The organism is Psychrobacillus sp. FSL K6-2836 (assembly GCF_038003085.1).
Lineage (GTDB): Bacteria > Bacillota > Bacilli > Bacillales_A > Planococcaceae > Psychrobacillus.
Genome location: NZ_JBBOOM010000003.1, coordinates 60,686 through 77,722, shown reverse-complemented (window position 1 = coordinate 77,722; position 17,037 = coordinate 60,686). Strand labels below are relative to the sequence as shown.

The 17,037-nt window shown below is 33.9% G+C and carries 12 protein-coding genes; 7 read left to right on the top strand and 5 right to left on the bottom strand.

Annotated elements, in window-relative coordinates:
* Window positions 1-15: 15 nt before the first annotated feature.
* The 7 genes from MKY37_RS21800 to MKY37_RS21770 all read left to right on the top strand — a co-directional run bounded on the left by MKY37_RS21800 (window position 16) and on the right by MKY37_RS21770 (window position 9,857).
* Complete coding sequence (locus tag MKY37_RS21800) at window positions 16-1,551, top strand: hypothetical protein (RefSeq protein ID WP_340780305.1); 1,536 nt, start codon at window positions 16-18, stop codon at window positions 1,549-1,551.
* Window positions 1,552-1,572: 21 nt separating this feature from the next.
* Window positions 1,573-1,821: an AbrB/MazE/SpoVT family DNA-binding domain-containing protein gene (locus MKY37_RS21795; RefSeq protein ID WP_340780304.1), complete on the top strand. Its 249-nt coding sequence runs from the start codon at window positions 1,573-1,575 to the stop codon at window positions 1,819-1,821.
* A 268-nt stretch (window positions 1,822-2,089) separates the two neighbouring features.
* A complete protein-coding gene (locus MKY37_RS21790) occupies window positions 2,090-3,301 on the top strand; it encodes a hypothetical protein (protein ID WP_340780303.1) in 1,212 nt (403 codons plus the stop codon).
* Between the two features lie 325 nt (window positions 3,302-3,626).
* Complete coding sequence (locus tag MKY37_RS21785; RefSeq protein WP_340780302.1) at window positions 3,627-4,127, top strand: hypothetical protein; 501 nt, start codon at window positions 3,627-3,629, stop codon at window positions 4,125-4,127.
* Window positions 4,128-4,322: 195 nt separating this feature from the next.
* Entirely contained in the window at window positions 4,323-7,073 is a 2,751-nt protein-coding gene (locus tag MKY37_RS21780; RefSeq protein WP_340780301.1) for a type I restriction endonuclease subunit R, read from the top strand.
* An 18-nt stretch (window positions 7,074-7,091) separates the two neighbouring features.
* Window positions 7,092-8,645: a type I restriction-modification system subunit M gene (locus tag MKY37_RS21775; protein ID WP_340780300.1), complete on the top strand. Its 1,554-nt coding sequence runs from the start codon at window positions 7,092-7,094 to the stop codon at window positions 8,643-8,645.
* 3 nt (window positions 8,646-8,648) lie between these two features.
* Window positions 8,649-9,857, top strand: a complete 1,209-nt coding sequence (locus tag MKY37_RS21770; protein WP_340780299.1) for a restriction endonuclease subunit S — start codon at window positions 8,649-8,651, stop codon at window positions 9,855-9,857.
* A 173-nt stretch (window positions 9,858-10,030) separates the two neighbouring features.
* Here the strand turns inward: MKY37_RS21770 and MKY37_RS21765 are convergent, their stop codons facing one another.
* The 5 genes from MKY37_RS21765 to MKY37_RS21745 all read right to left on the bottom strand — a co-directional run bounded on the left by MKY37_RS21765 (window position 10,031) and on the right by MKY37_RS21745 (window position 16,995).
* The gene (locus MKY37_RS21765) at window positions 10,031-12,781 is read right to left on the bottom strand and encodes an AAA family ATPase (protein ID WP_340780298.1); all 2,751 of its coding nucleotides are present in this window, start codon (window positions 12,779-12,781) and stop codon (window positions 10,031-10,033) included.
* A 584-nt stretch (window positions 12,782-13,365) separates the two neighbouring features.
* Complete coding sequence (locus tag MKY37_RS21760; RefSeq protein ID WP_340780329.1) at window positions 13,366-13,920, bottom strand: recombinase family protein; 555 nt, start codon at window positions 13,918-13,920, stop codon at window positions 13,366-13,368.
* 228 nt (window positions 13,921-14,148) lie between these two features.
* Complete coding sequence (locus tag MKY37_RS21755; protein WP_340780297.1) at window positions 14,149-14,958, bottom strand: AAA family ATPase; 810 nt, start codon at window positions 14,956-14,958, stop codon at window positions 14,149-14,151.
* The gene (locus tag MKY37_RS21750) at window positions 14,951-16,384 is read right to left on the bottom strand and encodes a Mu transposase C-terminal domain-containing protein (protein WP_340780296.1); all 1,434 of its coding nucleotides are present in this window, start codon (window positions 16,382-16,384) and stop codon (window positions 14,951-14,953) included. The genes MKY37_RS21755 and MKY37_RS21750 overlap by 8 nt, the downstream gene beginning before the upstream one ends.
* A gap of 38 nt (window positions 16,385-16,422) precedes the next feature.
* Window positions 16,423-16,995 (bottom strand): recombinase family protein, encoded by a 573-nt coding sequence (locus MKY37_RS21745; protein WP_340780295.1) that lies wholly within the window; start codon window positions 16,993-16,995, stop codon window positions 16,423-16,425.
* Window positions 16,996-17,037 lie beyond the last annotated feature (42 nt).

The following is a 17,037-nucleotide window of genomic DNA, read 5'->3' as shown; positions in this document are numbered from 1 at the left end:
AAGGGTGAAAGTGAGATGGTACTTCGAACGGTTGCTAATAAAGTCGGTACTATTGAGGTCAGTGGCAATACCATTTCCTATTTACAGCCATTATCGACTTTTAATACACAAGAAATGGATTTAATTGAAAAAAGGTATAGGGAAAAAATGAACTTGCTACAGGGGCACCCTCAAGTAGTACCTGCCAAGGATATTAACTTTCAGTCTGGGCAGGTTTGTTATGCTTATGATGTTACGGGTTATAAATCGTTTAATTCGCTTAAAACGATGTATTTGGAAGATAAGCTACCATATTATTTATCCTTAATTGAGCTTGCAAAGAATAAAGAAATAAAGGTTCTATGGAACGCACAAAATTTACTGATAGATGAGGAAAACCAGTTAGTCAAAGTTATGGTTATAGAGAACGACGCTTTAGACATTGTGAACGATACATCTATTTTAAATATAGTGAAAGAGCTTATAGTAATTTCACTAACAAATCTGGAACAAGTTTTTGGGCGTCCAAAACGTAGTGACTTTTTTGAACAAAGAGAAGAAGTTATTCAATTCACGGAAATGATTTATTTACGGTTGAATTCGCTTCACCAGATAAAAGAATATATTGAAGTAATGAATGAGGAAGTTCAAGAAAGAAAGCGACAGGAACAAGCAGAATTTGAGAAACGAATGGCCAATAATAAGGTTGCATCGTTTTTGCAACGTACTCCTTTCAAAATTGCTAGAACAAACAATACGGACCAACGTCGTATAGTGAGTTTAGATAATAATCATACAAAGAAGCCGATGGTGGTTGGAAAATCTAGAGGAAATAACAAACGGTTTCTATTGGGAACCGTCGGGATAGTAATAATTGCGATTGTACTTAACTTGGTTTTGACTAATGCTAACAAAAGTGCACTATCCACCAATCAGTCAGTATCATCTGCTAGTGGAGAAACGAACATGGAACCCTTGTATGTACAAGCGCTTCTTGGTGAATCAAAAGAATTGATGGATAGACTTTCGAAAAACGAGTATGATTCTTTGAGTGAAGACCATCAAAATCTATTGACCCAACTATGGTTGGAACAAGGTGAATATCAAAAATTACTTGAACAGGATGAAAAGGCTGTAAGTCTTATCACGGAGTATCTAACGAATCAAAACAAAACAAAAGAGCTAGATAGGCTGCAAGAGTTGATAAAGGTAGATAATCCACATATAGCATTTGCAAAAGGGGTTTTAGCAAAAGATCCTGAGACAGTTATTAATAACAGGAATTTGGTAGAATTAACAGATGAACGAAAAACACATGTTGTGAACGCATTGCTTCAAACGGGTGAAGTTGAAAAAGCTAAAATGTTTGTGAGTGAAAAAGCTCCAGAAAATGATGGATTGATGGATACTGTAATAGCTGCAGAGAAAAATGCTGTAGAATTAAAAGCATTAGAAGAACAACAAGTACTATTACAGAAAACCATCGATGAAAGCGAAGACCAGTTGAAAGTTTCTGAAGCGAAACAGAAGATAAATGAAGTGAATAAAAAGATAAATGAGTTAAAAAAGTAGAAGAATTGTGAGGTGTAGCATTTGCATACGAAAAGAGTAGGGAAATTAGGGAGGATAGTACTTCCAAAAGATATCCTAGATCGCTTTAAGTTAGAAGTTGGTGATCTAATTGATATTTCTCATACTGATACTCAGATAATTGTAGAACCTCACCGGGAATCGTATGTCTGCGCCATAACGGGTAAGGTATCGAATGAGGCAGTGAAAATTGGGGAAGCGTGGATTAGTAAAGAAGGCATTAAGAAGTTAATTGAATATATGAATCAATAATGATTTTAAGACGATTAGCCTGTGCAAGGGTCAAATCGTCTTTTATTTAAACGCTCATTTCACTTACATAACTTAAAAGATATTATTGTACAATTAAGAGTGTAGGTGTTTTGTTGTCTCTAAATGAAAATAAGTGGATAGAAGCGAGTCTCGAATTGTCAACAAGGTAATCTAGCAAGGGGATATACAATCTAAACTACAATCTAGAACTGTTTGTTGATAATCCATTTGTAGTGAATCTATTTAAATTAAAGGAGAGCTGAAACAAATGGTTAAGAGTCCAAAAAATAATAAGAACAATTTGAAAGAAAGTCTTCAAAATTACACTGCAGAATCATTACGTTCATCGCCAGCTTTATTGGACGGCATGAGAAGTAATAGTACAATACAAGAAACATTACGTTCATCGCCAGCTTTATTGGACAGCATGAGAAGTGTTAGTGCAGTACAAGAAACATTACGTTCATCGCCAGCTTTATTAGACAGCATGAGAAGTATTAGTGCAGTACAAGAAACATTACGTTCATCGCCAGCTTTATTGGACAGCATGAGAAGTATTAGTGCAGTACAAGAAACATTACGTTCATCGCCAGCTTTATTGGGCAGCATGAGAAGTATTAGTGCAGTACAAGAATCATTACGTTCATCGCCAGCTTTATTGGATAGCATAAGAAATATGGGTGTAGTACAAGGTTCGTTTGGTTCATCAACAGCTTTAATGGACACCATGAGAAGTATTAGTGCAGTACAAGAATCATTACGTTCATCGCCAGCTTTATTGGATAGCATAAGAAATATGGGTGTAGTACAAGGTTCGTTTGGTTCATCAACAGCTTTAATGGACACCATGAGAAGTATTAGTGCAGTACAAGAATCATTACGTTCATCGCCAGCTTTATTGGACAGCATAAGAGATATGGGTGTAGTACTAGGTTCTTTTGGTTCATCAACAGCTTTAATGGACACCATGAGAATAATCGCAACGCGGAGAAATGAAATTGCAACAGCAGCATTGAAAATACCAAAAATCCACGAAACAGTAAACTCAGTTCTTAATGAATTATCAACAAAAAACCTAAATTTAAGTGAAACATTACAAACATTAAGTAGTTTAAATCTCTCCTTAGAGCTTTCAGATGCATCAGATCCAGATGAAAAATTCAAGGTTGAAGATAATGAGTTTACCAGGTATTGGATTACAATATACAAACAAATAATCAAGACTTATGGTGTTGTAAATTCCTCTCTCGTCTTTCAATCATTAAGAGATTTAATCTCAATATTAAGCTTAATTATCACCATGCAAGGTGGGGATGCTCCACAAGTTAATTTATATAATTTTACTGATAGTAATTTGGAAGTCAACATTATAGGAGTTGAGATGGACGTAATAATATCGGATCCCAAAGAATTAGATTCTAAAGAACATGATGAGAATGAGAAGTCGGAAATCATAATAGATCCAGGCATAAGAAGTTGATAATACATTTTAAGCTCTTTTATCTATTAAACCACCGTTTATATACGAAAATGATATGAATTTTATGATATGGTCCCGCCGACAATATATTATTGATCTGGTTAAAAGTAAAACCACTAAAAGTGATCAAACTCTATTATTGCAAAATTAGTCTGAATTTAATGCTCGATTATAAAATCGCAAAACCACTAATGGTTTTGCGGTTCTTTTTATTTATACTTTGCTCTGTGTTAAACCTAGCTATTGGAATCATACATACATATCCAAATTATACTTGTTAATATATAGTAAATTATAATTACAATTTAAGAGGATGTAGATAATAATGGAGATTGCTAAAGCACATTTGATTCAGATTCAATGGGAAGGTCCATATAAATTAATAGAACTCCCTTCTTTAATGAGAGAAGATACTGATTATGGAATCTATCAGATTTACGGTAATCATCCAATTTATGGTAATGATGTTTTATTGTATATTGGTAAATCAGATTGTCAAACAATCGGAAAAAGAGTTTTTCAAGAGGATTGGATTAATACTAATGATTCAAATAATATTAAAATTTATGTTGGAAGATTACATGGCCCGCAAAATCCAACTTATGAAATATGGTCAAAAGAAATTGATTTAGCTGAACGCTTACTAATTTACGTTCATAAACCTGCTTATAATTCGAAAAGCATATCCTCGCTTCCAGATTCTGAGTTGCAGAATATACATATTCTTAATTGGGGGCATCATAGGAATCTACTTCCAGAGCTTTCTGGATTAAGATGGACTAGTAAGCTTAATTATTTAAAATACGAAACATATAAATGGGAATGATTTTACCCATTTCTTGTATTTTATAATTACTATTCTTCACATCTAACGTTACAAATTAAAAGCATAATAATGCATTTTTTAACGCTTAAAAAAACAATACACTTGCCACATAACAGTTGATTATTAAGAGAATAGTTCTTTCAAAATATGGTAGAATTGTCTTATATAGATTCATTGAAGGTGAGGGGGATTTACGTGGCGTATCAATCTGAACAACAACTGGAAAATGAAATGATTCGTCAGCTCACTCATCTTGGCTACGAAAAAGTTTCAATCCCTTCCATAGAACACTTACAGCAAAATTTTCGCAATCAAATTAACCGCCTAAATAAAGAAAAGCTAGATGGATCTCCATTATCCGATAAAGAATTTGAACGCTTACTCCTGAAAATAGAAGGGAAAAGTGTTTTTGAATCTGCCAAAATTCTGCGTGATAAAGAAACGATTACTCGAGATGACGATAGCACGCTGTACTTACTGCTATTTGATACACAAAATTACAAGAACAATCATCTTCAAGTAACGCATCAAACAACTGTAATAGGCAGGTATACAAACCGCTATGATGTGACGCTCCTCATTAACGGACTACCACTTGTGCAAATCGAGTTAAAACGACGTGGACTACACTTTTCGGAAGGCTTCAACCAAATCATGCGATACCGCAAAGACTCTTACGGTGGTTTATTTAACTATTTGCAAATTTTCGTGGTTTCAAATGGCATGGATACAAAGTATTTTGCTAACTCTGATCGCGAACCGATGAAGAGTCATATGTTTTTCTGGTCAGATGATTCGAATAAGCGAATTGCACGGTTAGATGATTTCACAACATCATTTTTCCACCCCCTAATGATTCAAAACCTTATCAGTAAATACATGATTGTAAACGAAACTGACAAGCACTTAATGGTCATGCGTCCTTATCAAATTTATGCTGTAGAGCGCATCATCAAACAAACGCTTGAGAAGGAAGAAAACGGTTATGTGTGGCATACAACGGGAAGTGGCAAGACCCTTACCTCTTTTAAAGCAAGTGAACTTCTGTCGCAAGAAGAGAAGATTAAAAAAGTGATTTTCTTAGTCGATAGAAAAGACTTAGACACGCAAACTATGCAAGAATTTAACAAGTTTGAAAAAGGCTCAGTTGATACAACAGATAAAACAGACGTCTTAGTGAAACAACTGCAAGATCCACTTAGAAAGCGAATTATCACCACGATTCAAAAGATGGCAAATGCTGTGAAGAATCCAAGGTACGAAGCTATCATGAAGCTTTATGAGAATGAAAAGGTCGTATTTGTTATTGATGAATGTCATCGTTCTCAATTTGGTGAAATGAACCGTCTCATTAAAAAACATTTCAAACAAGCACAATATATTGGATTTACAGGTACCCCTCGCTTTGTAGCAAATAAAAGCCAAGATGGTCGTACAACATCTGATTTATTTAAAGACTGCCTTCATACGTACCTGATTAAAGATGCTATTAATGATGGTAACGTATTAGGTTTTTCGGTGGAATATATTCGGACCATTAAAGGGAAAGAAGGGGTAGACGATGTAACAAAAGCCCCTGGTATTGATCAACAAGAGCTGTGGATAGCAGATTCTAGAATCACCATGATTGCAAGGCACATTACTGAAATTCACGGAAATAAAACAAGCAATAAAAAATACACAGCTATTTTCACAGTTGAAAGTATTTCTGCAGCTATTAAATATTACGATGCTTTCAAGAAACTAGACACTTCACTGAAGATTAACTCTATTTTTACTTATGGAACCAATGAAGAAAGCGTTGAAAATCAAGAACATTCTAGACATTCTTTAGAGCGTATCATTACAGACTATAATGAAGAATTTGGCACCAACTTCTCAACAGATACCTTTTCTCAATATTTTGCAGATGTTTCGAAGAAAGTAAAGACTGCACAAATTGATTTGTTAATAGTAGTTGATATGTTTTTAACGGGCTTTGATGCGAAAACACTTAACACTCTCTATGTCGATCGCAACTTGAAGTACCATAACTTAATTCAAGCTTTTTCCCGCACGAATCGTATAGAAGGTGCAAAGAAGGTGTACGGAAATATCGTTTGTTATCGCAACTTAAAAGACGCTACTGACGAAGCGATACGTTTGTTCTCTCAAACGGGAGATACAGGTGTCGTATTAATGAAAGAATATAGTCAATATCTGGCCGATTTTAAGGATCAGTTGGAAGTTTTACTTCAAATTGCCGAGTCTCCTCAAGTGGTGGATAATCTTGAGGGAGAAACAAAACAAAAAGAATTCATTCTAGCTTTCCGAGACCTCACAAAAGTCCTTACAAAACTTAAAACGTTTGTAGAATTTGATTTTATAGCAGAGGATTTGGGGATTGATGAACAAACGTACCAAGATTATCGAAGTAAATATCTGCACCTGTATGAAATCAATAAGAAACCAGAAGGGCTGAAAGTATCAGTTATTGATGACGTTGATTTTGAAATTGAACTCATGCAAACGGATCGTATTGATGTGGATTACATACTGGAATTATTACGTAATATAAACTTTGATAATAAACATGAACGTGATGCAGCTGTTCGAAGAGCGATTAAAGAAGTAAATGCTTCAGCTAGTGATGAAATGCGATTAAAACGAGATTTATTACTTGAATTCTTAAAACAAGTAGCTCCAACGCTTTCGAAAAACGATTCTGTGGATCAAAAGTTTCGTGATTTCGAACATGAAAGACGCAAACAAGAAATTAAAGACATGTCACAGCAAGTCCAAGTGGCGGAAGAAAAACTAGAATACTTCTTACGTGAATTTGAATATAAAGGGGTTTCCCCTGACCAAGAGATCAATGATGCTATCAAAGCACCATTTAAAGAAAAGCGAAAACGCGTACAAGCCGTGAAAGATTTTATTTATTCAAACGTACGAAAGTATTCATAAATTGAGGAGATTTTATATATGACAACTTCAGAAAAACAACGTCTGCAACAGGCAGAATTGCATAAAAAACTATGGACGATGGCGAATGACTTACGTGGCCAAATGGAAGCTTATGATTTTAAAAACTACATATTAGGATTAATTTTCTATCGCTATCTTTCTGAAAAGACAGAAACACGTATTGAAAAGTTACTAGAAGAAGACAACATTGCTTACGAAGATGCATGGAAAGATGAAGAATATAAAGAAGGATTAATTGAAACATTACTTGTAGAAATCGGTTTCGTTATTGAACCTGAATTTCTTTTCTCTTCGATGATCAAAGAAATTCATAAAGGTGAAAAAGGGACCTTCGATATTGAACTTCTACATAAAGCTATTAAAGCAATTGAACAGTCTTCTTTAGGAACAAGTAGCCAACAGGATTTCGAAAATTTATTTGACGACATGGATTTAACCTCTACTAAATTGGGACGTGATGTGAAGTCACGTTCAAAGCTTATTGCCAAAATCATGGTGAGCATAAATGAAATTCCGTTCTTACATGATGACGTTGATATTGATGTATTAGGTGATGCCTACGAGTATCTCATCTCTCAATTCGCTGCCAACGCTGGGAAGAAAGCGGGCGAGTTTTACACACCACAACAAGTTTCTAAAATATTGGCGAAAATAGTCACGCACAATAAACGCAATTTAAAAAATGTGTATGACCCAACATGTGGATCAGGATCACTTATGTTGCGTGTTGCCAAAGAATCCAATGTTCGATTATTTTATGGACAAGAACTTACGACAACTACATTCAACTTAGCGCGAATGAACATGTTGCTACATGACTTACGCTACACAGACTTTGATATTAAAAATGACGATACTATAGAAAACCCTCGCCACATCGACATGCGTTTTGAAGCTGTGGTAGCGAATCCTCCATACAGCGCTAACTGGAGTGCAGATTCGAAATACTTAGATGATGACCGTTTCAGTGCATACGGAAAGCTCGCGCCAAAATCGAAAGCCGATTTCGCGTTTATTCAGCACATGATTCACCAGTTAGATGATAACGGAACTATGGCTGTTGTACTTCCTCATGGCGTTCTATTTAGAGGCGGTGCAGAGGGTGTTATTCGCAAATATTTAATTGAAGATAAGAACTATTTAGACGCAGTTATTGGGTTGCCAGCTAATGTTTTCTTTGGGACATCGATTCCTACATGTATTTTAGTATTCAAGAAATGGAGAGAAGCTGGGGATAACGTAATTTTTATAGATGCTTCTAACGAGTTTGAAAAGGGGAAGAATCAAAACAACTTAACAGATGAAAACGTGCAAAAGATTATTGAAACCTACGTGAGTCGTGAAAGCATTGAGAAATATTCATATGCAGCATCATTAGATGAAATCAAAGGAAATGACTATAACTTAAACATTCCTCGTTACGTTGATACATTTGAAGAAGAAGAAGCAATCGATTTAGAAGCTGTTTCAAAACGTTTGAAAGAAATTAATGAAGAGATCGCAGAAATTGATGTGGAATTAACGAATTATTTTAAAGAGTTAGGGGTGTAGGAGATGAATGTGCCTAAATTAACCTTTACAAAGGATATTAAATATAAAAAATTCAGGTTAAGAGACTTAGCAAATGTTGGGTCTAGCAAGAGAATATATGCTAATGATTATGTCAATGAGGGTATTCCTTTTTTTAGAGGTAAAGAAATATCAGAAATTAATGCTGGTAAAACACCAAAGGATATCTTATATATATCCCAAGAAAAGTATAATGAGTTAAATTCGAAGTTTGGTGCGCCAAATGGTGGAGATATTTTAATTACTGCAGTGGGAACCATTGGTAATTTGATGATTGTACCAGAAGAGTTTACTTTTTACTTTAAAGATGGAAATTTAATCTGGATTAATAATATAAGTGAAGATATCAATAATAATTTTCTTTACCATTCATTAGATTCAGGTGTGGTTAAGAAAAAAGTAATGGATCTTGCTAGCGGATCTAATCAAAAGGCTCTAACAATTGTAGGATTAAGTAAACTTGAACTAAACGTTCCATTGCTAGCAGAACAAGCTAAGATTGCTAATTTTTTTGACAGATTGAATAAAAAAATCCAAAAGCAACAAGAAAAAGTTGAGTTGTTGAAACTGCAGAAAAAAGGGCTTATGCAGAAGATTTTTAGTCAAGAGTTGCGGTTTAAGGATGAGAATGGGGGGGATTTTGGGGAGTGGGAGTCTTTTTTGTTTGGGAATGTAGTATCAAATAAGAGTCCTAAAGTAAATCCAGAAGATGGTTCTGATTTAAACATGTGTATTGAGCTTGAAAATATTGAATCTGGAAGTGGAAGAATAATAAAAGATACAAACTATGTTGATCAGACAAGTATGAAAAACAAGTTTAGCAGAGAATCGGTTTTATTTGGGAAGTTACGCCCGTACTTAAAAAAATATTGGTTTTCCGACTCAGAAGGTATGTGTTCAACAGAGATTTGGGTTTTAAGTCCATGTGTTTCAAATCTTGAGAAAAAATTTCTATATTATTTTATTCAAACTGAATACTTTATGGTGTACGCAAACAAGTCTTCCGGGTCAAAAATGCCAAGAGTCGATTGGAATATTATTTCAAATATGGAATTTATGATTCCGACGATAAAAGAACAACAAAAAATATCCGGTTTTTTCTCAACACTTGATAATAAAATTGATTATGAAAACAGTAAAATTGAATCACTAAAGAATCAAAAAAAGGGATTTATGCAACAAATGTTTATATAATCTCTAAAATTTCATGAGCGTATCCATTTTTCTGTTACAGCATTATTATTTGATGCTTACCTAACGGGTTCTGTTTTGAAGTACAAACATTGAAATAACGGATTAAAAAGATAATCAAAAAAACAAATAAGCACTGCAATTCGTAGTGCTTATTTGTTTATTAAATTCAGTTTTTATAAAACAGTATCCTTTTGTTGTGAATAAAGAATCTCAGACTTACTCTGTAAAACTTGACGTTCTCCTTTATACGTAAGTACACTGGAACCATTAACATTAATTTCTATACTTATTTCATTATTAATATCATTTAACAAACTCAACAATTCATTGATCTGAATACTATCGAATTCAAAGTCTCTATTAGAATGGTGAGTTCCAGAATTCATTATATTCCATAGTATATGTGTTTTTTTGTCATGCTCAACAACTTCTTTCATTAAACCTACTAAATTCTCAAATGCAGAGACCTTACTTTTACTTAATTCAGATATTAATACATCAAAAACATCTTTTGCTTGGGCATAAGAACTTTTTCTATCCAATTTTATTTTTATTGGTTTTCTAAAAAATTTATAATAAGTATTCCATACTTGTTCAGAAAGATTTTCTGCACTTTTTCTACAACAAGTTAGACAATTACTAAAATCATAATCTTCAAAATAATTTTGTGCTTTTATCAAGAGATTGTTAGTTTTAGTTCCATCAACATGTATTTTCCCTTGTTCTAAAGGCTTTTTAAAAGTAACTCTACTTACCTTTTCTTTATAAGATTGTGGACTAAACTCATTTTCAAGGGTTTCTATATAATTATTGCCATGGGTTGTTATAATACATTGTTTAGAAATTATTTCTTCATGACTTGTTATCAATTTAGCAATAGTCGTTCTATGTTCATCATCAATAGCATTTACAACATCATCAAAAATGATAAACGGTAGATCGTCGTGAATAATTTTTGCTAAAAGAATTGATAAACCTAAACATCGTATGTGTCCTTCACTCAATACTAATAGTGCGTCTAATTTCTTCTTAGGATTATTATTAAAGGATATCAGTATTTTTTCATTGGGATTATTAGGAAGTTTTATACTTTCGAACTGTTCACCAACCAAATCATTATTATTAATTTCATTGTAAATTTCAAGAGTCTTACTCTCCAGTGATGAGACTAGTTGAATAGGTAATTGTTGAGAATATTCCTCCAACTTAATCAATAATCTTTTATAAGCCATTCTATATTCATTATTTATAGCATTTTCTTGGACTTCCATTTCAGATCTTTCTTTTAGCTGATCTAATTTCTTTTGGAATTCTTCTAATTTTATATTTTTTTCCGTTTCTGATTTCTTTAAAATCTTATAACCCATTTTTATTTCTTCAATTTCTTTTTTATCTTTTTTCAATTTCAATAATTCTTCTTCTAATACTTTTTTGTCCAATTCTACATTATCTACTTTCTTGTTATGTAACCCTATTTTTTCATCTATTAATACTAATTCAACATTAAAACTTTCAAAAAGTTCTTTCGAAAAATTCTTGTTGTTAGTAGTTAAATCTTCAACAAAACTTGAAAAATCCATAAAGTTAAAATCATTATTTGATTTGTAGTCAATGACTTTGATTGAATTAAGCAATGTTCTCATAATTTTATTCAAGGATATAACTTCTTTAGAAAATAGGGTCTTGTCACTTTTAACTGCTTCTTCTAAACTAATTGCTTTATGTAGCTTAGATAAATATTGTTTGGCATCATTATAAGGGTCAGTAGGAACACAGAGGTGCTGGTTTTCATCATATAGTACTGAATGACAAGCAGGACAAATATTTTTATCAGAAGATTTCATATTTATTATTTGTTGATAAAAAATTTTCAAAGACATTTTTTCCTTAAATTCAGATAGTTCTTTTACATTTGAAATAATTTGCTCATTTAATTTTATTATACTATTTGATTTTTCTGTCAACTGAGAAACCATTTCTTTAGATTCTTTCTTTATTTGCATTTTTTCTCTTATTAAATCAGTTAATACTTGAATTCTTCCGTTTTCACCAGAAGGACCTTCTGCAAAATTCATAAATTCACTTATTTTCTTAAATTCATGATAGTTCTTTAAGACCTTTTTGACTCTATCATCATACTGACTAACTTGTTTATCAATAGAAGAAAGGAATCCTATATCTATATCAAAAGTATTCTTCTCTTTTGTATAGAGTCTCTCGTCTGCATTACTATCAACTAAATAATTTGTAATCTCTGAATTAAAGTTTTTCACAAAATTATTCCACTCATCTAAGCCGAATAAAGAAGATAATCTTTGCTGTTTTAAATTCGGAGTATCAGCAGAAATCCTGGAAAATTTCTCTATCCTATTTCTCTCAATAAAACAAAAAGAAAACATTTCATTATTTTTTTGTAATACTTCAGTTTCATTTTTTTCATTAAAACAATAAATTACAGGATCATTGCTTGTATCTGTATAGACATTTTTTATGTATTGATCTAGTGGTATTTTCTTCATTAAGCTTTCTTCAATACTACCTAATAGTGAGTACTCCAATGCCTCGCAAAAACTTGATTTACCAGTACCATTGGGACCATAAACAAATGTGAAGTTCTTTGATAAATCAATATCTACTTCCTCAGAAAAACCACGGAAATTCTTTATTTGAATATTTTTCAGTCTAAATATTCCGACTCTTTCTTTCAGTCCAAGATTTATATTCTCTGGTTTTAATTTAATATTATTCTTATTTTTATCTATCAAATCAGCTACTTTTTTACCACGTTTACCTTGATTACTTGACAAACCTTTTATTTCTTCAAAATTCTCGTATATTAGTGAAGAGATTCTTTTTTCAAAGATATCCATTTTTTCGTAGTTTTCATCCAAAAAGTATTTATATTGATTAAAGATCTTATTCATCTAATTCCTCCAAATAAACCCTTTTTATAAAAATCATAAGTGATGGGCGGTATTCAATTAAAGAAAACCACTTTAAGTTTTAAATTGTCGCTAATAAATAATTCACATATTCCTCGGAATTTGCAGATTATTCTACAAGTTAGCCATATTACTGAATTCGATCCAGATGATCTTGACTCAACCTCTTTTTGAGGTGCTTCTATTATACATCTTTAGTAAATATTTTCATATTTTCTAGGATGTATGTAATTAACAAATATCCTCCAGTGCAGTAATATCCTCAGATTTCCACCGATCATAGAACAATTTGAACTCTTCTTTAGAAAGGGTAAGCTGAAGGTGATACGGTTCTGCGAAGCCAGATGAGTTCCTTCACTTCGGCGTTTTCCAATATGATCGTGTTCCTCTTTTGCCATCCAAGATAGGGTCTTTAACACAAGGTCCGCAATAAATGTCCTAAGCTATGTTTATATTGGGTATTGTCGAACAATGGCATATCTATCACGACGATATCTGCTTGGATGTTTTTTGTAATATCGACCTACTTGTGCTGCAAAATCAACTTGTCTCTCTTAGATGTCAGATCACTTACGTTCCAAATAGCGATAAATAGTGGTTCGGGAAACACCCCATCTTTCCGCCACATCTTTGATTGGTGTACCTCCATTAATAAGATCTTTCATCATTTCAATATCTTTCGGTCCAAATTTCTCAGGCCGACCACCAAGACGGCCACGTGCTCTTGCAGCTGCTCGACCAGCTGCAGATCGTTCTTCGATCAGATTCCGTTCAAATTCTGCAAAGGCAGCGAATAAGTGGAACATCAATTGCCCTGTTGCATTGCTTTTATCCATTGTTAAATTTTCCTGCAAGCTATGGAAAGTCACACCACGCTCATTCAGTGTGTTTACAATCTGAATCAAATCCTGCATATTGCGTCCCAATCGATCCAATCGCCAAACAACAATCGTATCTCCTTCACGTGCATACTCCAATGCTTCTTCCAAACCAGGTCGTTGTTTTTTTGTCCCACTCATTTTATCGTGGAAAATTTTAGAACAACCATGTTGCGTTAACGCATCCGTCTGTAAATCCAAATTTTGTAATCCTGTTGATACACGTGCATAGCCAATTAACAATAAAATCACTCTTTTCGCATTTTCTCTATACTCTAATTGTAACATAAGATAAAATGCCATTCGTTATTGAACATAGAATAATGTACAGGGTTTTGTTACATCATAAGTATAAAAAAACGCTCTTTGTCACTTTAGGGTATTAATTGCACTAGTTTTAAGTGCTATTTTGCACTGAAAACGTTAAAACCCAGCTAACTATCTACTAGAAAATTAGCTGGGTTTCTTCATTTATTTACGTCCAATCACTAAGCTATTTCGTGCAGCTTCTACGACCTCTGAGGTAATGGATGTCAGGTGATTGATTTCAAGAATACGTTCCATCTGAGTAAATAGCCGATGAATGAGTCTGAAATTTCCATTTGTGACTTTCATGATACTTGTGAGCGCCTCATAATCGGAGAAATTCTCTTTTTTAATAGAGATATCAAGTTCATCCCATTTGTATTCTAAGATATGGTGCATCTCGTCTTTACTAAGCTTTTGAAATTCGTGCGCAAAACCAATGCGAGAGTAAAGTTGCGGGTAACGTGCTAATCGTTTTTCTATCCCTGGCATTCCAATGAATACTATGGCTAGGTTACGTTGATCATAGATATCACGAAGTTGTTCTAAATCTTGTAATTTTAAGCGATCAATTTCATCGACAATAATCAAGTGAATACCTTCATAAAAATTTGTTGTATATTTTTCTATGCCATATGTTTTTTCATTATATTTAGACTTCACCAAATTTAATTTAGCACCTAGTATATCAAGTTCTGCAGTTAACTTGGATGCTCTAATAGCTGGCGCGGTATAAAAAAGAGTATGACAGTTTAGTATCCGATCATCTGTATCTATCCTTACTTTGTCGCCAGCTTTATAATTTATTTGTCTATCAGCGTAGTCCCAATTTGAATAGTGTCTCGAAGATAGAGTTTTTCCCACACCAGGCAGACCATAGCAAATGCCTATATATTTATACTTGATACAGGCCTCACAAAATTCCACGAACCGTTTATACTCTTTTGTCTCAATAAAGGGTTGTGTACTATTCATTGAAATACCTCTTCAAGTTTGACTTTGGTTTCTCTGAACTTGTTTCAAATTGTTTAGACTCAACGATCTCTTCAATTACTGTTTTCTCAGGTGTGATTTGTTTCTGTAACGTGCGTTTTCGGTTGTTTCTAGCCGCAACAATCTCTTTTAAGTCTACTGTGTAATCGGCTATTTCAGGTGAAATGGCTGTACATAAATAACGGTCATTATAAAATACTCTTATTTCCGCAAGGTCTCGTGGATCGTAACGAATGACAACCGTTTCCCCAACAAAGGCAGCGAGATTCGGTTCTGTATACCTTAGCCCTTGAAAGTGTATTCCGTCTGAGTGTACTTTTCTCGCTTTGGCAACTTTTAATAATAATAAGTCAAGTTGCTCTAAGCTTTCTGGCATATTCGGCAAAAATCCAGACTGGTTCCATCGCGTCATTGGCTCTTGTTTTGTCGTTCCATGCACACGTTGATGGTAAACATTGATTATAAAGGTTTCTAGTTTTGCATCTAGTTCATGTAGGGAGAGGAGGGGTTCGGATTTTTTGTTGTGTATATAACCGGGCAAGTCCTGTAAAAACAATTGATTCACCGTTAAAAAGAAGCGTTCAATTTTCCCTCTACCTCTTGGGACACCAACAGTCGAGAATACAAGATTGATTTTTAAATCAATGGCAACTTGCTCTAAATGCTTTGATGTAAAATCACTGCCATGGTCTGTATAAAAATGTTCTGGAATACCACAAATGCTCCAATCTTGATGACTCTTTCGCCATACTGCTTGGTGCAGGGCTAAAGCTGTTTGAATGGCTGAAGGCGCCTGAAAGGATAAAAAATAACCAGCAATTGATCTACTGTACTCATCCAAAATGATTGTTAGCCATGGTCGTTCATCTTTTCCTTTTTCATTCATTAAAACAATATCTAATAATGTGTGATCGGCCTGCCAAAACTCGTTTGGGTAATTGGCTTCTCGACGATAGATTAAATCGTATTGATTTTTATATGCTTTTGTCCCGTCAGTAGCTAATGTCTTGGCCGCTGATGAAAGAGATTTGGCTATTGCATAAACTTGGGCATAACTTGGTCTCTGCCATTGTTTTTCTTCACAGATGGAACAGATTTTACGGTGAATTGATGTAAGTGAGTTTTTAGGATATTGGTAAATCAACTGCTCAACTTCCGATACTACTTCTTTTTCCAGTTTAAAGTGATTGGCATCGCAACGTTTTTGGCGAATTAATCCGCATAATCCATACAGTTCATATGCTTTTATCCAATAATGAAGCGTGCGTTTAGCGAATCCAGTCTCTCCAACAATCGTGTTCAACTTCTTTTCGCCAATCAAGTAAGGCTCAATGATACGAAACTTTTGAACAGCTGTTTTTCTTTGTTCTTCAGAATAAGAAGTTAACGGGGCTGGTTCATTGTTCATACAAAGCACTCCTTCTTCCAGATTTGCACAGCAACAACTCATCTCGTTTCTATTTTTTCTTTCTCTACATAGCGATACAACGTGGCTCTACTAATACCCGTCATTTCAACAATTTCCTTCACACTATATTGCTCGGTTTTATACAGGTTAATAGCCTTTCTAATTTCTTTCTCATTGACTTGTGGTCGACCACCTTTACGTCCACGAGCCCGAGCACTTTTTAACCCTTCTTTTGTACGCTGCACAATCAAATCACGTTCAAACTGACTAAATGCTTGGAACACTGTCATCATCAATTTCCCCTGAGGAGTAGACATATCAAATTTTTCTTTAATACTTATAAGCTTTACATTGATTTCCTCGAAATAATTCACCAAGTCAATTAAATCCTTTGTGCTTCTTCCTAATCGTGAGAAGCTTTCCACAATTACCACATCGCCAGGACGTAATTTGTCTTTTAACCGATTTAACTCTGGTCGATCTGATTTTGTACCAGACATTTTCTCCGTTAAGATTTCATTGCAATTGTATTCCTTCAATAAATCTAACTGTCGATCCAATTCTTGTTGCCGAGTACTCACTCGGGCATACCCGTAAATGTATGAACTCATTTTTTAGCCACCTCTAGATAAAATATACCATAAACGGTAGTT